Below are 19,885 nucleotides of genomic sequence, written 5' to 3' on the forward strand. Positions count from 1 at the left end.
ATGCCCCGGCAATCCCCATAGGTTCTAGGCACGGAAGCAGCGGCCTTCTCGAAGACCGCGGTTTCGTGTTGTACTTGCACATCCGACGGATCGGTTCACCCGGTCCCCAAGACGCCGAGAGGAGGCGAGTCCAGTGATCAGCATCAACATCAGCACCATCAGCACGGCCAAACTGACCGATCGCTCGACCGTCTCCACGTGCATGCTCGGCGCCTCGAACCAGGGCACCGGTCTGTCCGGCATCCGTGCCGTGCGTCCGGCGACCTCCGTTGCCTCCGCGGGTCTTCCCATCCGTGAGCGCAATGAGCGACCGACCAAGGCACTGGAAGCGGTAGAGGCACAGGCCCATGCCTATGCCTTTGCGGCGGCCGGTGCCGGATTCCGGAAGCAGACGACGCAGCACCACCTGATGTGGGCCTTCCGTGGGCCAGAACCCTGGAGTGATCCAGCCTGATTCGATCAGGCCGGCGCCTTCAGGGCCGCGGAACCCCATCCGGGATCCGCGGCCCTTCTGTTTGCCCCGAACGGGGCGACGGAGCGAAGGGGCCTCGGGACAGGAAAGAACCCGGTACCAGCCGACACCCGGTCAACCGGCCGGAACGACCAGACGAGGAAGACACACCGTGCAACTCGAAGCGCACGCCCCGTCCGTACCGCCTTCGCAAACCATTCCCCCGCCCGGCCTCACGGAGGACTCCACCTTGATCCCCCTCACCGCGCTCACCGCGCTCGACGACGCCATCGAGAACCTCGGCGTACCCGTCCCCTGCCGCTCCTACGACCCGGAGGTCTTCTTCGCCGAGTCGCCCGCGGACGTGGAGTACGCCAAGTCCCTCTGCCGCACCTGCCCGCTGATCGAGGCCTGCCTCGCCGGCGCCAAGGAGCGGCGTGAGCCCTGGGGCGTCTGGGGTGGCGAGCTGTTCGTCCAGGGTGTCGTCGTAGCCCGGAAGCGGCCGCGTGGCCGCCCGCGGAAGAACCCGGTCACGGCATGAACACCGCAGGAACGATCGATCGCCCCCTCACGCACGACCCCAAGAAGCAGGCCCCGATGAAGCCGTCCACCAGCGAGCCCGCAGGCTCCGCGACCACAGACTTCACCCCCACCGGCGCTACCGAAGCGCGTCAGAACAGGAACCGAGAGATGCAACTCATGCAAGAAGCCCTGGCTCGTGCGCATATGCACGAGCGGCTCCATCACGCCGTGGCCGAACGCCGGGCCATGCGCCTGGCCGTCGCCCAGCGGATGCAGCGCCGGGCCGAGCGCGCCTCGCTGCGCGCCCGCCGTGCGCTGGCCATGGCCGTCATGCAGTAACGAACACACCTGAGCAGCGGTGGCCTCCCTGGACAGGGAGGCGAAGCTTCCCCGCGGGGGCCGGTCCGGCCGAACGGACCGGCCCCCGCGGTGCGTTGCGCACGGCGATCCGTCACCGACGGGGTTATCGTCGGCGGGTGACGAGTCTTCCCGGAGGAAGTGATCAGGGCGGCTCCACCTCGGAGCGCCGCTGCCTTGTGTGCGCCCGCTGCGGCACCCCCGCCGGCGGCTCCCTGCCGGTCACGTGGACCTGCTCCGTGGAGAACGGCGCCCGGCAGTACTTCTGCGACGCCTGCTCCCGGGAGAACCTCCGGGCGATCGAGGGGCGGCTTGATTCGGCCTGGTGGTGACGGAGACGGAGCCGGGGGCCGGTCCGGTGACCGCGGCCACCGCCGGCCGGCCGGGTCAGGCGCCCGCCGCGGGCTCCTCCTCGCTCGCGTCGTCCTCGGCCACGCCGTCCACGAAGCCCGGCAGCCACTCCTCCAGTTCCTCCCGCAGCCGCACCGTGGCGCCCAGCTGGCACAGGACCCCGATCGTGCTCAGGGTCACCCGGTGTATCAGCAGGTAGGCCGGCGGCAGGTTGAGCCGCTTGCCGAGCTGGTAGGCGGGGGAGCGGGGGTCGGCGATACGGGCGGCCTGGCTGCGGATCCAGGAGCGGGTGAAGGTGAACGCCTCCACCCGGGCCGGCTCGATGATCGGCAGCAGGTAGTCGAGGACCGCGTCCGGGTCCAGCTCGATGGTCTCCTTCACGAACCCCTCCGCGCAGAGCAGCTCGTAGACCGTCTCCGCCTCGCCGTCCAGGGTCATCCGCAGGGAGAAGCCGATCGGGGTCGGCAGGCCGCCGGGGAGCCGGTCGACCGTGCCGAAGTCCAGGACGCCGAGGCGCCAGTCGTCCTCACCGCCGGGGCCGCCGGGCAGGAGGCGGAAGTTGCCCGGGTGCGGGTCCGCGTGCAGCAGCCCGGTGCGGGCCGGGCCCGAGAAGAGGAAGCGGGCCAGGAGCTGGCCGGCCCGGTCGCGCTGTTCCTCGGTGCCGTCCGCGATGACCTCGGACAGCGGGATGCCGTTGATCCACTCGGTCACCAGGACCTGCTCGCACTGGTGCACCACCGCCGGGACGACCACGTCCGGGTCGTCCGCGAACTCCTCCGCGTGCACGGACTGGGCCTGCGCCTCCAGACCGTAGTCCAGTTCCTCGGAGACGCGGTCCCGCAGCTCCGCGATCAGCGGCTTGATGTCCATGCCGGGGATCAGCGGACCCAACAGCCGGGCGAAGCGGCTCAGTTGACCGAGGTCGGAGAGCAGTGCCTCGCCGGCGCCCGGGTACTGCACCTTGACCGCCACCTCACGGCCGTCGTGCCACACCGCACGGTGCACCTGGCCGATCGAGGCCGCGGCGGCCGGCTTGTCCTCGAACTCCTCGAACAGGTCGCGCCAGTCCGGCCCCAGCCGCTCCTGGAGCACCGCGTGCACGGTGCGGGTCGGCATCGGCGGGGCCGCCTCCTGGAGCTTGGTCAGCGCCACCCGGTAGGGGCCGGCGACCTCCTCCGGCAGCGCCGACTCGAAGACGGACAGGGCCTGCCCGAACTTCATCGCGCCGCCCTTCAGCTCGCCGAGCACCTTGAACAGTTGCTCCGCCGTGCGCTGTTGCAGCTCACGGCCGACGATCTCCGCGGACTCGCCCACGATCCGCTTGCCCAGCCCCCAGGTGGCCCGGCCGGCGATGCCGAGCGGGAGTGCGGCGAGCTTGGCGGTACGGGTGACCGCCTTCCGGGGAAGATCAGACATGCGCCCTCCAAGTCCCAGTCGGCCGTGCCGCGCCCGCTTCGCGTCGCCGCTCCGTCGACGGCCGTTGCACCGCCATTGTCGCGCGCCGCTCCCCGTCCGTTGAGGAGTGCTCCCGTTTAACTCTCTCAGCAGCCCCGCAGCCGCATTCCGGATGCGGCCGGACCGGGTGGGAGCGCCAGTTCAGGGCGGGCAGGGAGGCCTCCCAGCGGGCTCCGGCGGCGGTCGGCGACTCCCCGTCGAGGAAGGCCAGGGCGTGCGCCGCCGCGAGCCCGGCGACCGCCGTGGCCAGCGCCAGATCGCAGGCCCCGACCCGGTGTCCCCGGCCGGACCGCCACTGGGTGACCAGCAGGGGCCATGCCGGGTCCCGGTCCGCGCGGTCCCGGTCCAGACACCCGGCGCAGCCCGACTCGCCGGGAAGCACGAGCGGACCGACCACGCCCGTGCCCTCCACGACACCGGCGTACAGGTGAGGTGTGCCGGAGGCCAGGAGCGGTTCGGCGGCGAGCGGATCGGGGGCGTGCACGGAGACGTCGTCCCGGGGCGCGAAGATCACCAGGGAGAGGCCGGGATCCCCGGCGCCGGGCCCCGGGGAGCGGGTGCGGCGCGGCGGACGGTCCGGGGCCGCGCGCCGGACGGCGGCCCGCGCGGCCGTCTCCCGGCGGTCGCCGGCCGACTCCGGGGGCAGCCCGCCCGGCGCCACGTCCCACGGCTCCACGCGGCCCACGTCGGACACGTCGACCTCGCCGACACCGGCGCCCGAGAGCACCGACGCCAGCAGGGCGCCGACCCGGCCCGCTCCCCGCACCTGCACCCGCAGCGCGCCCCGGGCCGCGAGCCGGGCCGGCGCACCGCCCGGCTCGGCCGTGATCAGGGACAGCGAGGCGAGGTCGGGGCGCAGCCGCTCCAGGACGTCCGTCCTCTCCCGCAGCGCGTCCGCGGCCGGTCCGCCGCCGCGGGCGTCGTCGACGAGGCCCGCGCGGGCCAGCCGTTCCACGAGTGCGTCGACGCGACCGTCCGGCACCTTCGCGCGGCGGCCCTCCTCGCGCAGCAGCGGCAGGCCGCGGGTGCCGTCGAGCAGGTCCAGGAGGCCGCCCGTCGCGGCGTCGACCGGGCCCAGCGTCAGCGCGTGCGCGGGTGTCATCCCGAACTGCACCGTGCCGGGATCGCGCCAGCCGCGCCGCAGCGCGGGCTTCACCATCGGATGCATGACCCACCCCTTGTCCGTCGAGACCTCCGGCACAGCCGAGACGCCCCGTGCGTCCGCCGACGGAACGGAGCCCGCTCCGCCGACGCCTGCCAGCATGCCGGTCCCGGGCTCCGGGCGGCGTAAGTTATCCACAGGCGGAGGAGTTCTTCATACGAATCAAGGACACCTCGCACGCGAACCGGCCGAAGAATCGGTGCAAATCGGACCAGTTGATCGGTCGTACGAATCAAACACATGGTGGGGGATCGGCAGCGAACCGTCTCGGAGCCGGGACTTTGTCCCTGCCCACCGGGTAACGTCGGGGCGTGCCCGCCGACCCACTGCACAGCGCCGGTAAACCACAGCGCAGCACGACGAGCCAGCCACCCGGCGGCTCGGGGGTGAGCGCGATCGAGGTCCGCAGGAGTGCCCGGCGCCGCCGCACGGTCTCCGCGTACCGCGAGGGCGATCGCACCGTCGTGCTGATCCCCGCCCGCATGTCGAAGGCGGAGGAACAGCGCTGGGTGACCGTCATGCTCGACAAACTCGCCGCCCAGGAGAGCAGGCGGGTGCTCGGCGACACCGAGCTGGCCGAGCGTGCCGGACGGCTGTCGGCCCAGTACTTCGACGGCCGGGCCCGGCCCGCCTCCGTGCGCTGGGTCACCAACCAGAACACCCGCTGGGGCTCGTGCACCCCGGCCGAGGGCAGCATCCGGCTCTCGCACCGCCTGCAGGGGATGCCGGAGTACGTGGTCGACTACGTGCTCTGCCACGAGCTGGCGCACCTGCTGGTCCCCGGCCACGGCCCCGACTTCTGGCAGCTGCTGGAGGCCTATCCGCGCACCGAGCGGGCCCGCGGCTACCTGGAGGGCGTGGTCGCCGCCGGCCGGCTGCCGCACGTACCGGGCGCGCGCGGCGAGCACGATGCCTGAGCGCCCCGCCGTGGGCCCGGCCGTGCCGCCGTCCGCCTGAGCGCCCCGTGTGTCCGGGCACCCGCCGTGTGCCCGTGGAGCACCCTGGCGCCGAGAGTGTCCGTCCCGGTATTCGGCGTCCGTCCTGTGTGAGCGGCCGGGTGCGGTTGTGTACCGGCTCTGTACCGACCCCGCCCCTTGGGGTTCGTCGTCGGCCTTTGCCGTTAGCCTGGCGCGACGCACTCGCATTCGGGATGGGGGACGGTCGTAACGCATGGCCAGGGAATTCCAACGCGGCCACAAGGCCAGGATCAGTGACCTCACGGCGGGCACGGATCTGTACGTAGGCGTGCAGATCTCCGGCCCCGGACTGACCTTCGACATCAGCTGCTTCGGTCTCGACGCCGACGAGCGCCTGTCGGACGACCGGTACTTCGTCTTCTTCAACCAGCCGAAGTCCCCCGAGGAATCCATCCAGCTGCTGGGTGCCCAGGCGGGCGACACGGAGTCGTTCCGGGTCACGCTCGACCGGGTCCCGTCGCAGATCCGCAAGCTGTCCTTCACGGCGACCGTCGACGGCGCCGGCCAGATGTCGCAGATCGCCCCCGGCTATCTGCGCATCGTGGCGGGCGGCGAGGAGGTCGCGCGGTACGCCTTCGACGGCTCGGAGTTCTCCACCGAGCGGGCCGTGATGCTCGGCGACTTCTACTTCAAGGACGGGTGGCGGTTCGCCGCGGTCGGACAGGGCTTCGACGGCGGTCTGGAGGCGCTGCTGAAGAACTTCGGCGGCGAGGTGCTGGAGGAGGAGGCGCCCGCCGCCCCGCAGCAGCCGCAGTCCGCCGGGACCCCCGGCTTCGCCCCGCCCGCCCAGACCGCGCCGGCGCCCGCGTTCGGCACCCCGGCCGCCCCCGCCCCGGCGCCGCAGCCCGCCCCGGCCCCCCAGGGCTTCGCCCCGCCGCCCGGTCACACCCCGCCCCCGGCGCCCGCTCCGAACGTGCACGGCGCGCCGACGGTCATCGCTCCGCTGGCCCCGCCCGGCGGCAGCGTCCCGCCGCCGGTCGCGCCCCCGGCGCCCTACGGCCAGCCGCCCCAGCAGCCGTCGTACGGCGGCCGGCCCGGCGCGCCCATGCCCCCCGGCTACGGCCAGCAGCCGCTCTCCTACGGCGGCCAGCCGGCCCCGCCCATGCCCCCGGGCTACGGTCAGGTCCCCGGCCAGCAGCCCGCCGGCTACGGAGTACCGCAGGGTGCGCCCCAGGGCGGTGCCGGGGTGACGGCCGCGCTCCAGGCGTTCAAGGAGACGCCGACCGGCCAGCGCTGGACGCAGCAGAACAAGAAGCTGATCCGCGTCGACCTCGGCATCGGCGGCCAGCCGGTGCTGGCCCGGCAGGGCAGCATGGTGCTCTACCAGGGCAAGGTCGACTTCAGCTACAAGGGCGCCGGATTCGCCGGCCGGATCGTCGGCAACGCCACCGGCCAGGAGATGCAGCTGATGCGCTGCACCGGCCAGGGCCAGGTGTTCCTCGCCGAGAACTCCACCCACCTGCACCCGGTCGAGCTCCAGGGCGACGCGATCTGCGTGTCCGCGGAGAACGTCCTCGCCTTCGACGAGAGCCTCCAGTACGAGGTCCGCCGCATCGAGGGCCACGGCATCCCGGGCGGCGCGCTGTTCACCATGCAGTTCCAGGGCACCGGCACCATCGTCGTCAAGACGCACGGCACGCCCGTGGTGCTGCCGGTCACGCCGACCACCTTCGCCGACTGCAACGCCGTCGTCGCCTGGTCGGCCGCCTCGCAGGTGATCGTCTCCAGCCAGGTCCGCATGCGCCGCAACGCCTACCCGGGCGACACCGGCGAGAGCGTGAACCTCCAGTTCCGGGGCGCGCCCGGCAACTTCATCGTCGTCCAGCCGTACGAGGTCTGAGGGAGCCCGTCATGAACCAGCCGCTCGCGGGCTACGCCCCCGCACCCGTCACCGCCCGCATGGAGAACCACGGCAGCCACATGCTGAAGGTCGCCATGCAGACCGGGAACGACCTCCTCGCGCGCGTGGGATCGATGGTCGCCTACGAGGGCTTCGTCCAGTACGAGCCCAACCCGCCGGCCGTCCGCCAGATCGCTCGCGACTGGGCCACCGGCGAGGGCGCGCCCCTGATGAAGTGCTCCGGCGACGGCCTGCTCTACCTCGCCGACTACGGCGCCGACGTCGTCGTGATCAACCTCAACGGCGACGGCATCTCCGTCAACGCCACCAACCTGCTGGCCTTCGACGCCCACCTCACCTGGGGTGTGGAGCGGGTCAAGGGGCTCGCGAAGTTCGCCGGGCAGGGCCTGTGGAACACGAAGATCTCCGGGCAGGGCTGGGTCGCGCTGACCTCCCGCGGCAAGCCGATCGTCGTGGACTGCGGTGGCGGCGAGGACGAGACGTACGTCGACCCGGACGCGCTCGTCGCCTGGTCCCCGAACCTGAAGGTGAAGGGCAAGCGCAGCTTCAAGGCGCAGTCGCTGATCGGCCGCGGCAGCGGCGAGGCCTACCAGATGGCCTTCTCCGGACAGGGCATCGTCGTCGTCCAGCCCAGCGAGGACAGCACCGACCGCCTTCGGATCCGGGGCTGAGGGGGAACCAGAACACCATGCAGAGCCCGCTTTTCGCGCACAACGACCTGCAGACCCAGGAGCGCTGGAGCCTGCAGAACAAGCAGATGCTCCGCGTCACCCTGGAGGGGCACGACGACATCCTCGCCCGCAAGGGCACCATGGTCGCCTACCAGGGCCTGGTCGAGTTCGACGCCGAGTTCCGCAACAACAGCCAGGCACGCGCGCGTGCGCACACCGGCGAGGGCCTGGACCTGATGCGCTGTCACGGACAGGGCACGGTCTACCTCGCCAACCTCGGTCAGCACGTGCACGTCATGGACGTCGAGCAGGACGGGCTGACCGTCGACAGCTCCTACGTCCTCGCCATGGACTCCTCGCTGCACCACGAGGTCATCGCCGTCGACAGCCTGTACGGCATCTCCGGCTCCGGGAAGTACCAGCTGAACATCACCGGGCGCGGCAAGGTGGCGCTGATGACGTCCGGGGCGCCGCTGCTGATGCAGGTCACGCCCGACAAGTACGTCAACTGCGACGCCGACGCGATCGTGGCCTGGTCCACCGGGCTGCGCGTGCAGATGCAGGCCCAGACGCACTCCTCCGGGGTGTGGCGCCGGCGCGGCAGCACGGGGGAGGGCTGGGAGCTGAGCTTCATGGGCTCCGGGTTCGCGCTCGTGCAGCCCAGCGAGCTGCTTCCGCCGCAGAACGCGCAGATCGGACAGGGCCTCGCCGCCCAGTTCGGCATGGGCCAGCAGGGGGCGCGCGGCCAGAACCAGGGCAACGTCTGGAGCTGACAGGCAAGGGGTGACCGCCCGGGCGGTCACCCCTTACCCGGTCAGAGCCTGGCGCGCGTGGCCTCCAGGAGGCGTACGACCGACTCGTCCGCCACGCCGGCCACCTCGTCGTAGGCGTACCAGCGCAGGTCCAGCGACTCGTCGCTGATCTCCTGCACGGCGCCGGCCGGGGCCAGGACCGCGTACTGGACGTCGAAGTGCCAGTGGCAGGGCGCCGGGATCGGATGGCGGTCCAGCCGCACCGGGCCGCCGGGAAGCGGCGTCAGCCCGGCGATTCCGGACTCCTCCGTCGCCTCGCGCAGGGCCGCCGCCATGAGCGTGGCGTCCCCCGGCTCGCAGTGGCCGCCCATCTGGAGCCACATCCGCAGCTTCCGGTGCAGCGTGAGCAGCACCCGGCCGTGCTCCGGGTCGACGACCAGGGCGCTGGCCGTCAGGTGCCCCGCCTCGCACGCCTTCCACATGCCGTCCGGACGGGCCGCCAGGTGGTCCAGGTAGGACTGGCGCAGCTCCGGCTGGCCCTCGTACCCCTTCAGGACGAGGACCGCGTCGTCGTACAGGCTCACTCGGCGTCGTCGCCCTCGGTCTCGTCGTCCTTCTTGCGCAGGTCCGGCTTGCTTCCGGTGCCACCCGCCGCCTCCCCGAGCATCTTGTCCAGCTCGGAGAAGTCCATCTGCTCGCGGTGCACGAAACCGTCCGGGTCGTCCAGGTCGCCGGCCGTCGGCAGCATGTCCGGGTGGTGCCACAGGTCGTCCCGGCCGTCGACACCGCGCGCGTCCGTGAGCGAGGCCCACAGGCGGGAGGCGTCGCGCAGCCGGCGCGGGCGCAGCTCCAGGCCGATCAGCGTGGCGAACGTCTGCTCGGCAGGGCCACCGGTGGCGCGGCGCCGGCGCAGCGTCTCGCGTAGGGCGTCGGCCGACGACAGACGCGGCTTCGCGGCCGCGTGGACCACCGCGTCCACCCAGCCCTCGACGAGCGCCAGAGCGGTCTCCAGACGGGCCAGGGCGGCCTTCTGCTCGGGCGTGTCCTCCGGCTGGAACATGCCCTGCTGGAGCGCGTCCTGCAGCTGCTCGGGGTTCTGCGGGTCGAACTGGCCGACCACGTCCTCCAGCTTGGCCGTGTCGACCTTGATCCCGCGCGCATAGCCGTCGACCGCGCCGAACAGGTGCGAACGCAGCCACGGCACGTGCGCGAACAGACGCTGGTGGGCGGCCTCGCGCAGGGCCAGGTACAGCCGCACCTCCTCCTGCGGCACGCCGAGGTCCTTGCCGAAGGCCTCGACGTTGGCCGGCAGCAGCGCGGCCTTGCGGGCCGGGCCCAGCGGCAGGCCGATGTCTGTCGAGCCGACGACCTCACCCGCCAGCACACCCACGGCCTGCCCGATCTGCGTGCCGAACATGGCACCGCCCATCGAGCGCATCATGCCGATCAGCGGGCCCGCCATGGCCTGCATCTCCTCCGGCAGGACGTCGCCCATCGCCGCGCCGACCCGCTCGGCGACCGGGTCGACCAGCTCCTGCCAGGCGGGCAGAGTCGCCTCGACCCACTCCGCGCGGGACCACGCCACCGCCGAGGCGGAGCCCGACGGCAGGGACGTCGCGTCGTCCAGCCACAGGTCGGCCAGGCGGACGGCATCCTCCACCGCCTTGCGCTCGGCGGCGCCGACGCTGGCGTCCTTCGTGCCGTCCGGGGTGCCCTGGGCGACCGTCTGGCGGGCGATCTGCTTGGCCATGTCCCAGTTCACCGGGCCGCCCTCGTACGAGAGCATCTGGCCGAGCTGCTGGAACGCGGCGCCCAGGTCCGTGGGGTTCAGGGAACCGAACATGGCTGCGAGCGGATTGTCGGCGCCGGGGCCGCCAAAGCCGCCGGCTCCGGGCAGGCCGCCGAAACCGAACGGATTGGCCGGTCCCTGCCCACCACCGCTCTGCTGGTCCTTCTTCTTGCCCTCGTCGCCGTCTTCCGGCTCCTCCGGCGGAAGGCCGAAACCGAATGGGGTGTCACTCACGGGATTCCTCGGCTGGTAAGGCCACCGGTCTCACTCCGGCGGCGCGGCTGCCCGACAACACCACCCAGCGTAGACACCCGGACCCGATCGGGGCTCGGTGCTTCGCCTGCGGAAGGCCTGCGGCAGGATGGATGCACCTGGTACGTACGCGTCACTCGCGCGCGTACTGAAGACAACCGCTGGAGACGCCCGGTGAGTTCCCCAGATCCGCAGGTTCGCGCAGCGCGAAACCCCTCAACCCGCCCGTCGCCCGACGACCGCCCCTCCCCGTCGGCGTTTCGCGCCGGCGGGACGACGCCCGCGCGCGGGCCCGTCGTCGCGGTGACCGGCGCCGCCGGCGGGGTCGGTGCCCTGCTCACCGAGCGGCTCGCCGCGTCCGGGGAGATCAAGCAGGTCGTCGCCATCGACGAACGGCGCGGCGACTGCGCAGACGCGCAGTGGCACATCCTCGACGTGCGCGACCCGGCGATCGCGGAGAAGCTGCGGGGCGCCGACGTGGTCGTCCACCTCGCGCTCGACCTGGATCTGGAGACCGATCCGGCGGCGCGCACGGCTTACAACGTCCGGGGGACCCAGACCGTCCTGACCGCCGCCGCGGCGGCCGGGGTGCACCGGGTGGTGCTGTGCACCTCGGCGATGGTCTACGGCGCCCTGCCGGAGAACGAGCTGCCCCTCTCGGAGGACGCCGAGCTGCGCGCCACCGCCGAGGCCACGGGCGTGGGGGACCTGCTGGAGATCGAGCGGCTGGCACGGCGGGCTCCGCGGGCGCATCCGGGACTGAACGTCACCGTGGTGCGGCCTGCGGTGCTGGTCGGTGGCACGGACACCGCGCTGACCAGGTACTTCGAGTCGCCACGGCTGCTCGTCGTCGCCGGGTCGCGGCCCGCGTGGCAGTTCTGCCATGTCGAGGATCTGTGCAGTGCGCTGGAGTACGCGGTCCTGGAACGGGTGGACGGGGAGCTGGCCGTCGGCTGCGACGGGTGGCTGGAGCAGGAGGAGGTCGAGGAGCTGACCGGGATCCGGCGGATGGAGCTGCCGTCGGCGGTCGCGCTCGGCGCCGCGGCCCGGCTGCACCGGATCGGGCTCACTCCGTCACCGGCGGGGGACCTGGCGTACACGATGTACCCCTGGGTGGTCAGCGGGAGCCGGCTGCACGATGCCGGGTGGCGGCCGAAGTGGACCAACGAGGAGGTGCTCGCGGAGCTGCTGGAGGAGGTTTCCGGGCGGCACACGGTGGCCGGGCGGCGGCTGGGGCGGAAGGACGCGACGGCCGCGGGGGCCGCCGGGGCGACGGTGGCGCTGCTGGGCGCGGCGGCTGTCGTACGGCGGGCCCGGAAGGCACGGCGGCGCGTCTGAGCCAAGGCTCTCGCTCCCACGCCCCCAGAGACTCCGCTCCCCCGGACCCCGGCCTCCGTCCGCGGCCGGCACGGCGCTGTAGGAGTCTCCGAAGTCGCACGCGTGTGTGACTGGTGAAACTCGTATTCACGGTCGTCCCGGGCGTGCGGCACGATGGGCGTATGGCGCACTTGAACGAGCACCCCGGTGAGCAGGCGGCTCAGGACCCCATCAAGCTGATCGGCATCCGGGAGACCCCGCTCTCCGTGGACGAGGTGTTCCGGGCCGTCGGGGACGACGCGGCCGGCGGCATCGCGCTGTTCGTGGGGACCGTGCGGAACCACGACGGAGGCGCCGACGTGGACGCGCTCGGGTATTCGTGCCACCCCAGCGCCGAGGCCGAGATGCGGCGGATCGCCGAGAAGGTCGTCGCGGACCATCCCGTGCGGGCCCTGGCCGCCGTCCACCGGGTCGGCGACCTCCGGGTGGGCGACCTCGCCGTCGTCGTGGCCGTGGCCTGCCCGCACCGCGCGGAGGCCTTCGACGCCTGCCGCAAGCTGATCGACGACCTCAAGCACGAGGCGCCCATCTGGAAGCACCAGAGGTTCTCGGACGGCACCGAGGAGTGGGTCGGCGCCTGCTGATCCCCCGATTGCCGCCCCTGCCGGCCCACATCCCCCTCCGGTTGCGTAACCGGCACCCTCGCGTGAGCGTTGTCCGTGCGGATGGTTAATCTGCTGATCAGTCAGTTGCGGACGCGCATGGCGTAGGGAGGTCGGCATGGGGGTGCTTGTCTGGCTGTCGATTCCGCTCGTGGCCGCGGTCGGCGGTGGACTCTGGGGCAGTTGGGCCAATCGGACCCGCAAGGTGCGCGGCGACGGTCCTGAGCTGGACGGATACGCGCGGTTCCGGGAGGCCATGGAGAAGCCCCGCTCGGGCGCGCCGGGTGCGTGACCGGGGTGCCCTGACGGTGCGCTGACAGAGGCGTCCCGTACTGTCGGGGCATGCCACGCCGCACCGCGACGATGCTCGCCTCTACCCTGATGCTGATCGCGCTCCTGTGCGCGGGAGTGCTCATCCCCGTGCCGTACTCGGAGATGTCTCCCGGCCCGACCGTGAACACGCTCGGACAGCACGACGGCGAGCCGGTGCTGCAGATCTCCGGGCGCAGGACCTATCCGACGGACGGCCATCTGAACATGACCACCGTCCGGGTCACCAGCGCCGACTACCGGATCAACCTCGTCGAGGCCGTCTACGGCTGGCTGGCGCACGACAGCAAGATCGTCCCGCACGACACGCTCTACCCGGACGGCAAGACGGAGGAGCAGTCCACCCAGGAGAACGCCGAGGAGTTCAGCCAGTCCCAGGAGAGCGCCAAGGTCGCCGCCCTGAAGGAGCTGGGCGTCCCCGTGAAGTCCTGGGTGATCGTCTCCACGGTCGTCAAGGGCTCCCCGGCCGAGGGCAGGCTGCACGCCGGTGACGTGATCAAGGCCGTCGACGGCGCCGCGGTCAAGCAGCCGGCCGACGTCGCCAAGCTGGTGACCAAGCACGAGCCCGGCCAGAAGACCGTCTTCACGGTCGTACCCGCCAAGGAACAGGAAGCCGCCGAGAAGGCCCACCGGACGGCGACCAGGACCCAGAAGGTCACGATCACGACCGCGGCGTCCGACGACAGCGGTGCCAAGCGGGCCATCGTCGGCATCTCCGCGGGGACGGACCACACCTTCCCGTTCACCATCGACATCAAGCTCGCCGACGTCGGCGGCCCCAGCGCCGGCCTGATGTTCGCCCTCGGCATCTACGACAAGCTCACCCCGGGCAACCTCACCGGCGGCAGGTTCGTCGCCGGCACCGGCACCATCGACGACAACGGCAAGGTCGGCCCGATCGGCGGCGTCGAGATGAAGACCGTCGGCGCGCGGAACAAGGGCGCCCAGTACTTCCTGACGCCCGCCGACAACTGCGCGGCGGCCGCCGAGGACACCCCGGGCGGCCTCACCCTGGTCAAGGTCAAGACCATCGGCGACGCGCTCGACGCCCTCAAGGACATCAGCAGCGGGAACACCGCCGCCCTGCCGAAGTGCACCGCCAAGGGCTGAGCGGGCCGTGACACGGCTGGGGGCGCTCCCTGAACACCAGGGGCGCCCCCATCGCCGTACCCGGGCGGAACGGGATCAGTCCGCGAACGTCGCCGTCAGGGCCTCCGCGAGACCCGGCACCAGGTCGGGGCCCGTCAGCACCTCCGTGGAGGAGTCCTTCTCGCGCAGCCGCAGCGCCGACTCGCGGCTGCCGTCACGCAGCACGGCCACCGTCATGCGGACCTCCTGGCGCTCGGGGTGCTGGGCCACCCACTTCGCCAGCCCGGACTCGTCGAGACCGGAGGGGACCTGGGCCTCGGCGGACGGCGGCAGCATCAGGCGCTCCACCGTGAGCGCGCAGCCGACGACCGCGTCGGGCCAGGCGATGGTGCCGAGGAACTCGTCCAGCGGCTTGCCGGACGGGACCTCGTCCTGCTCGATCGGGGTGAGACCGGTGGTCTCGGACTCGTCCTCGAGACCCAGCTGAGCCGCGAGCGAAGGTTCCTGAGCCCGCAGCCGTGCGGTGTCTACGAGGGCGAAGAGGCGAGCGGGCTGGTCCCAGCCGAGGCCGGAGACGTACTCGTCGATCTCGAGTACGGCCCGGGTGAGCGGGCTCGCTGCCATGGGAGTGTTGGACATGGTCACAATCCTGCCTTGTTCCCGGCCGGAATCGGGAACCGAGTAAACGGTGAGTAAGTTGCATAGGTGTGGGCCCACGATCACGGGGGGCCACGGCGGGCCCGCGAACCCGAGGGCCTGACGTATCGACAGCGAACTTCGAGGTGCGCACCTTGGCTTTCCAGATGCCGGACCGCGGCGGAGGCCCGACGGGGCCACGGATCAGAGCGGGCCGCCCGTCCCGGAGGGTCCGGGCCCTGCTCGTGACCCTGGGCGTCCTTGCCGTGCTCGGCATGGCGTTCACCATGTTCGCGGGCTTCTGGACGGACTGGCTGTGGTACCGGTCGGTGCACTACTCGTCCGTGTTCACCACCACCCTGTCGACGAAGATCGGGCTGTTCTTCGTCTTCGGCCTGCTGATGGCCGTCGCGGTCGGCGTCAACATCTGGCTCGCGCACCGGCTGCGGCCCCCGCTCAGCGCCATGTCGATGGAGCAGCAGAGCCTCGACCGCTACCGCATGGCCATCGCGCCGTACAAGAAGTGGCTGCTGTTCGCGGTCACCTCTCTGGTCGGGCTGATCGCGGGCGCCTCGGCGTCGGGCCAGTGGCGGACCTGGCTGATGTGGGTGAACGGCGTGCCCTTCCACCAGAAGGACCCGCAGTTCCACCTCGACGTCTCCTTCTACGCCTTCGACCTGCCCTGGTACCGCTTCCTGCTGGGCTTCGGCTTCGCCACGGCCATCCTGTGCCTGATCGCCGCCGCCCTCACGCACTATCTGTACGGCGGGCTGCGCGTCACCAGCCCGGGAGCGCGCGCCACCGCCGCCGCGACCGGACACCTGTCGGTGCTGCTCGGCATCTTCGTCGCGCTCAAGGCGGTCGCCTACTGGCTCGACCGGTACGGGCTCGCGGTGAAGTCCAGCGACTTCAAGGCGACCGGCAACTGGACCGGCCTGCGGTACGTCGACGCCAACGCCTACCTGCCGGCCAAGACGATCCTGTTCTGCATCGCCGTCATCTGCGCGCTGCTGTTCTTCGCCACCCTGTGGCGGCGCACCTGGCAGCTGCCCGTGATCGGCTTCGGCCTGATGGTCCTGTCGGCGATCCTGATCGGCGGCCTGTACCCGGCCATCGTGCAGAAGTTCCAGGTCCAGCCGAACGAGCAGGCCAAGGAAGCGCCGTACGTCCAGAAGAACCTGAAGGCGACCCGCGAGGCGTACGGCATCGACGACGCCGAGGTCACCGAGTACGCGGGCAGGTCCACGACCCAGGACAAGACCACGCTGCGCGACAAGGTCGACGACACGGCCAGCATCCGCATCATGGACCCGAACGTCGTCTCCCCGACGTTCCAGCAGCTGCAGCAGATGAAGGGCTACTACGGGTTCCCGGACAACCTCGACGTCGACCGCTACCCGAAGGACGGCAAGGAGCAGGACACCGTCCTCGGTCTGCGGGAACTGAACCTGGGCGGCATCCCGAAGAACAACTGGATCAACGACCACTTCCGTTACACGCACGGTTTCGGCGTGGTCGCCGCGAAGGGCACCGAGGCCGACGCCAAGGGCCGGCCGGTCTTCACCGAGAAGAACCTGCCGTCCCAGGGCGACCTCGGCTCCTACGAGCAGCGGATCTACTACGGCGAGAAGACCACCACGTACTCGATCGTCGGAGGGCCCCAGAAGGAGGTCGACTACTCCGACAACGAGCGCGAGGAGACCACCAGCTACCAGGGCAAGAGCGGGGTCAACCTCGACAGCCTGGTCAACCGGGCCGCGTACGCGGCGGCGTTCAACGAACCGCAGATCCTCTACTCGGGCGCGATCGGCAAGGGCTCGCGGATCCTGTACAACCGCACGCCCAAGGAGCGCGTGGAGGCGGTCGCCCCCTGGCTGACCATCGACGGCGACGCCTACCCGGCCGTGGTGAACCACCGGATCCAGTGGATCGTGGACGCGTACACGACCACGAACGGATACCCGTACGCCTCCCGTACGACCCTCGGTGACACGACGGCCGACTCGCTGACCGCGACCAACAACTCCCGTGCGGTCGTGGCCCAGCAGAACCAGGTCAACTACATCCGCAACTCGGTGAAGGCGACCGTCGACGCGTACACCGGCGACGTGAAGCTCTATGAGTGGGACACCGAGGACCCGGTGCTGAAGACCTGGATGAAGGCCTTCCCCGGCACCGTCAAGCCCCGCTCGGACATCTCCCCGGACCTGCTGGCCCATCTGCGCTATCCGCAGGACCTGTTCAAGGTCCAGCGCGAGCTGCTCACCCGCTACCACGTGCCGGACGCGCAGACCTTCCTCAGCGGCAGCGAGGTGTGGTCGGTCCCGGACGACCCGACCAACGACTCGGGCAGCGCGGTCCCGCCGTACTACCTGAGCATGAAGATGCCGGGCCAGAGCGACAAGGCGTTCTCGCTGACGACCACGCTCACCCCCAACGGGCGGGACAACCTCAGCGCCTTCATGGCCGTCGACTCCGACCCGCGCACCAGCGACTACGGCAAGATCAGAGTCCTGAAGCTGCCGACGAGCACGACCGTCGACGGCCCCAAACAGGTCCAGAGCCAGTTCAACTCCGAATCGGACATCGCCGAGACCATCAGCCTGCTCAGCCGCGGGCATTCGAAGGTCGAGTACGGCAATCTGCTGACCGTGCCGCTCGACGGGGGCTTGCTGTACGCGGAGCCCGTCTACGTCCGCGGTGGTTCCCTCAAGTACCCGTTGCTGAGGAAGGTTCTGGTCACCTACGAGGGCAGGACCGCCTTCAAGAACACCCTGGACGCGGCCCTCAACGAGGTGTTCGGCGTGCAGGGTTCGACCAGGCCGCCGGAGACCGGCACCACCAACCCGCCCGGTACCGCCAACCCGACGGTCAGACAGGCACTGCAGGACGCCCAGAAGGCCTACGACGCCGGGCAGCAGGCCCTGCAGGACGGTCCGGACTGGGACGCGTACGCCAAGGCGCAGAAGGACCTGGAGAACGCGCTGAAGAAGGCCGAGGAGGCACAGGCCAAGGCCGACAAGGCCGGCGGCGGAAACAAGAGTTGATCAAGCGCCCTCCGCGTCGTGGTACGGTTGACCTGCAACGGCGCGGGGTGGAGCAGCTCGGTAGCTCGCTGGGCTCATAACCCAGAGGTCGCAGGTTCAAATCCTGTCCCCGCTACTGAAGTCGAAGGCCCGGATCCTATAGGGATCCGGGCCTTCGTGGTGTGCGAACTCATGTACTGAGGGGAGGGACGGCCGCGCCGCCGTGGGGAGTTGGGCGCTCTGTGTTTGACTTGTCTCCCTGTGGGCATGTCGACAAAACGCTGAAGTGACCTCACGGGCTGCGGTATACCGGGTGTACCCAGGTTGCAGGTGGTGCGACGATGGACGTTATGGGGGACAAGGCAACTCTGTTCGAGTCAGGGCGATTTGTGCAGCCTCCCGGCATCGAGCCGGCCCGCGACGAGATGGTGGACATGGGCGAAGCCGGCGAGGAGACGCGCCTCGCGCTCGCCGCGCAGAGCGGCGACGCCGAGGCGGCGAGTGTCCTCGGGTCCATGCTGCTGCGCCGCGGCGACCTCGACGGAGCCGAACCTCATCTGCGGGCCGCCACCGCGGCCGGTGACCGGGCCGCCGCCAACAACCTGGGAGTCCTGCTGCACCAGCGCGGCTACGCCGAGGAGGCGGCCGGCTGGTGGCGGATCGCCGCCGTGGCCGGATCCGCCGCCGCCGCGCACGCGCTCGGCCGCTGCCACCGCGAGCGCGGCGACGAGCCCGCCGCCGAGTACTGGCTGCGCCAGTCCGCCGAGCAGGGCCACGTCCTCGGCGCCTACGCGCTCGCCGACCTGCTGGAGCACCGCGGGGACGTCGCAGCCGAGCACTGGATGCGGGCCGCGGCCGAGCGCGGGCACCGCGAGGCCGCCTACCGGCTGGCGCGCGCGCTCGACCGCACCGCCGGGCACGGGGACGAGAACGGGTCCGACAACGCTGTCGCGGAGGCCGAGCAGTGGTACCGGCAGGCCGCCGCGCGCGGTCACCGGCGGGCCGCGCTGCACCTCGGGGCGATCCTGGAGCGCCGCGGGGAACTGAAGGAGGCCGGCCGCTGGTACCTGACCTCCGCCAAGGACGGCGAGCCGCGGGCCGCCTGCGCGCTGGGCTTCCTGCTGCGCGACGCCGGCGACACCGAGAGCGCGGCCGTGTGGTGGCTGCGCGCCGCCCAGGAGGGCGACGGCAACGCGGCCAACGCGCTGGGCGCGCTGCACGCCGAGCGCGGTGAGACCCAGACCGCCGAGCGCTGGTACCGCGCCGCGCTGGACGCCGGCGACGACAACGGCGCCTACAACCTCGGGCTGCTCTGTGCCGAGCAGGGCCGGACCACCCAGGCCGAGCAGTGGTACCGGCGGGCCGCCTACGCCGGGCACCGGGAGGCCGCGAACGCGCTGGCCATCCTGCTGCTCCAGGGCGGCGACACGACCGGGGCCGAGCCGTGGTTCTCCAAGGCCGCCGAGGCCGGCAGCGTGGACGCCGCGTTCAACCTCGGCATCCTCTACGCGGGCCGCGGCGAGGACGAGATGGGCTTGCGCTGGTACGAGCGGGCGGCCTCCGCCGGACACGCCGAGGCCGCGCTGCAGGTCGGGATCGCCCGGCTGCGCGAGGGCGACGAGCCGGAGGCCGAACGGCATCTGCGCTGCGCCGCGGGCAGCGGCAGTGCGGAGGGCGCATACCGGCTGGCCGCCCTGCTCGACGCGCGCCGGCCGCCGGAGCCCGCGCACGAGCTGGGGGAGATCGTGCAGGAGAAGACCGAGTGCGAGGAGTGGTACGAGCGTGCCGCCTCGCAAGGGCACCGGCGGGCGCAGGTGCGGGTCGGCATGCTCGCTGCGGCCCGGGGCGACGTGGTGGAGGCGGCGCGGTGGTACCGGACGGCGGCCGAGGCCGGGTCGCGCAACGGTGCCTTCAACCTGGGGCTGCTGCTCGCCCGCGAGGGCAGCGAGCCGGAGGCGGCGGTGTGGTGGACCCGGGCCGCCGACGCCGGGCACGGCCGGGCGGCGCTCCGGCTGGCCCTGGTCTACGCGCGTCGCGGTGAGCTGGCGGAAGGGCAGAGGTGGGCCGACCGGGCCGTGGCGCTGGGGCCGGCGGAGGTCGCGGAGCGGGCGGGGCGGCTGCGGGACGCACTGCGGGAGGAACTGTCCGCGTGACCTGGTCCGGGTGACCCGGTCCGAGCGGCTGTGCGGGCCGGGGGTGCGGGGCCGGGGAGTGACCCGTGCCAC

19 protein-coding genes and 1 tRNA gene are annotated in these 19,885 nt (G+C 71.7%); 15 read left to right on the forward strand and 5 right to left on the reverse strand.

Annotation, left to right across the window (positions count from 1 at the left end):
* The first annotated feature begins 133 nt into the window (after positions 1 to 133).
* The 4 genes from FHS34_RS23125 to FHS34_RS23140 all read left to right on the forward strand — a co-directional run bounded on the left by FHS34_RS23125 (position 134) and on the right by FHS34_RS23140 (position 1,662).
* Positions 134 to 454: a hypothetical protein gene (locus FHS34_RS23125; protein WP_184968460.1), complete on the forward strand. Its 321-nt coding sequence runs from the start codon at positions 134 to 136 to the stop codon at positions 452 to 454.
* Positions 455 to 623: 169 nt separating this feature from the next.
* On the forward strand, positions 624 to 992 hold the full coding sequence (locus tag FHS34_RS23130; RefSeq protein ID WP_053664703.1) for a WhiB family transcriptional regulator: 369 nt from the start codon (positions 624 to 626) through the stop codon (positions 990 to 992).
* Positions 989 to 1,312, forward strand: coding sequence for a putative WhiB-interacting protein (locus FHS34_RS23135; protein WP_184968462.1), 324 nt, complete (start codon positions 989 to 991; stop codon positions 1,310 to 1,312). Before FHS34_RS23130 ends, FHS34_RS23135 begins: the two co-directional genes overlap by 4 nt.
* A 137-nt stretch (positions 1,313 to 1,449) precedes the next feature.
* Positions 1,450 to 1,662 carry a hypothetical protein gene (locus tag FHS34_RS23140; protein ID WP_184968464.1) on the forward strand — a complete coding sequence of 71 codons (213 nt, stop codon included), beginning with the start codon at positions 1,450 to 1,452 and terminating at the stop codon, positions 1,660 to 1,662.
* 55 nt (positions 1,663 to 1,717) lie between these two features.
* Here the strand turns inward: FHS34_RS23140 and FHS34_RS23145 are convergent, their stop codons facing one another.
* Both FHS34_RS23145 and FHS34_RS23150 read right to left on the reverse strand, forming a co-directional pair.
* A complete protein-coding gene (locus tag FHS34_RS23145) occupies positions 1,718 to 3,097 on the reverse strand; it encodes an ABC1 kinase family protein (RefSeq protein ID WP_184968466.1) in 1,380 nt (459 codons plus the stop codon).
* Positions 3,090 to 4,304: a TOMM precursor leader peptide-binding protein gene (locus FHS34_RS23150; RefSeq protein WP_184968468.1), complete on the reverse strand. Its 1,215-nt coding sequence runs from the start codon at positions 4,302 to 4,304 to the stop codon at positions 3,090 to 3,092. Before FHS34_RS23150 ends, FHS34_RS23145 begins: the two co-directional genes overlap by 8 nt.
* Before the next feature lie 305 nt (positions 4,305 to 4,609).
* Between FHS34_RS23150 and FHS34_RS23155 the strand changes: the two genes are divergently transcribed.
* From FHS34_RS23155 to FHS34_RS23170, 4 genes are all read left to right on the forward strand, one after another.
* Positions 4,610 to 5,215: a M48 metallopeptidase family protein gene (locus FHS34_RS23155; protein ID WP_184968470.1), complete on the forward strand. Its 606-nt coding sequence runs from the start codon at positions 4,610 to 4,612 to the stop codon at positions 5,213 to 5,215.
* 253 nt (positions 5,216 to 5,468) lie between these two features.
* A complete protein-coding gene (locus FHS34_RS23160) occupies positions 5,469 to 7,115 on the forward strand; it encodes a TerD family protein (protein WP_184968472.1) in 1,647 nt (548 codons plus the stop codon).
* Positions 7,116 to 7,126: 11 nt separating this feature from the next.
* A complete protein-coding gene (locus FHS34_RS23165; RefSeq protein WP_184968474.1) occupies positions 7,127 to 7,807 on the forward strand; it encodes an AIM24 family protein in 681 nt (226 codons plus the stop codon).
* Between the two features lie 17 nt (positions 7,808 to 7,824).
* Complete coding sequence (locus FHS34_RS23170) at positions 7,825 to 8,580, forward strand: AIM24 family protein (protein ID WP_184968476.1); 756 nt, start codon at positions 7,825 to 7,827, stop codon at positions 8,578 to 8,580.
* Between the two features lie 41 nt (positions 8,581 to 8,621).
* Here the strand turns inward: FHS34_RS23170 and FHS34_RS23175 are convergent, their stop codons facing one another.
* Together FHS34_RS23175 and FHS34_RS23180 are read right to left on the reverse strand one after the other, a co-directional pair.
* Positions 8,622 to 9,143, reverse strand: coding sequence for an NUDIX hydrolase (locus FHS34_RS23175; RefSeq protein WP_184968478.1), 522 nt, complete (start codon positions 9,141 to 9,143; stop codon positions 8,622 to 8,624).
* Positions 9,140 to 10,582, reverse strand: a complete 1,443-nt coding sequence (locus FHS34_RS23180; RefSeq protein ID WP_184968480.1) for a zinc-dependent metalloprotease — start codon at positions 10,580 to 10,582, stop codon at positions 9,140 to 9,142. The genes FHS34_RS23175 and FHS34_RS23180 overlap by 4 nt, the downstream gene beginning before the upstream one ends.
* 192 nt (positions 10,583 to 10,774) lie before the next feature.
* On the opposite strand from FHS34_RS23180, the gene FHS34_RS23185 reads away from it, so the two are divergent.
* From FHS34_RS23185 to FHS34_RS23200, 4 genes are all read left to right on the forward strand, one after another.
* A complete protein-coding gene (locus FHS34_RS23185; protein WP_184968482.1) occupies positions 10,775 to 11,938 on the forward strand; it encodes an SDR family oxidoreductase in 1,164 nt (387 codons plus the stop codon).
* A gap of 161 nt (positions 11,939 to 12,099) precedes the next feature.
* A complete protein-coding gene (locus tag FHS34_RS23190; RefSeq protein WP_184968484.1) occupies positions 12,100 to 12,561 on the forward strand; it encodes a molybdenum cofactor biosynthesis protein MoaE in 462 nt (153 codons plus the stop codon).
* Positions 12,562 to 12,697: 136 nt separating this feature from the next.
* A complete protein-coding gene (locus FHS34_RS23195; RefSeq protein ID WP_184968486.1) occupies positions 12,698 to 12,871 on the forward strand; it encodes a hypothetical protein in 174 nt (57 codons plus the stop codon).
* Between the two features lie 50 nt (positions 12,872 to 12,921).
* Positions 12,922 to 14,019 (forward strand): YlbL family protein, encoded by a 1,098-nt coding sequence (locus FHS34_RS23200; protein WP_184968488.1) that lies wholly within the window; start codon positions 12,922 to 12,924, stop codon positions 14,017 to 14,019.
* Between the two features lie 75 nt (positions 14,020 to 14,094).
* On the opposite strand, the gene FHS34_RS23205 is transcribed toward FHS34_RS23200, so the two are convergent.
* On the reverse strand, positions 14,095 to 14,637 hold the full coding sequence (locus FHS34_RS23205) for a PPA1309 family protein (RefSeq protein ID WP_184968490.1): 543 nt from the start codon (positions 14,635 to 14,637) through the stop codon (positions 14,095 to 14,097).
* 164 nt (positions 14,638 to 14,801) lie between these two features.
* Here FHS34_RS23205 and FHS34_RS23210 point away from each other — a divergent pair, with 164 nt between their 5' ends.
* The 3 genes from FHS34_RS23210 to FHS34_RS23220 all read left to right on the forward strand — a co-directional run bounded on the left by FHS34_RS23210 (position 14,802) and on the right by FHS34_RS23220 (position 19,813).
* Complete coding sequence (locus FHS34_RS23210) at positions 14,802 to 17,681, forward strand: UPF0182 family membrane protein (protein WP_221509372.1); 2,880 nt, start codon at positions 14,802 to 14,804, stop codon at positions 17,679 to 17,681.
* Positions 17,682 to 17,722: 41 nt separating this feature from the next.
* Positions 17,723 to 17,796, forward strand: a tRNA-Met gene (locus FHS34_RS23215).
* A gap of 205 nt (positions 17,797 to 18,001) precedes the next feature.
* Positions 18,002 to 19,813 (forward strand): tetratricopeptide repeat protein, encoded by a 1,812-nt coding sequence (locus tag FHS34_RS23220; RefSeq protein ID WP_184968494.1) that lies wholly within the window; start codon positions 18,002 to 18,004, stop codon positions 19,811 to 19,813.
* The last annotated feature ends 72 nt before the right edge of the window (positions 19,814 to 19,885 follow it).

It is taken from the genome of Streptomyces echinatus (assembly GCF_014203595.1).
In the GTDB taxonomy this organism is placed as follows: Bacteria; Actinomycetota; Actinomycetes; order Streptomycetales; family Streptomycetaceae; genus Streptomyces; species Streptomyces echinatus.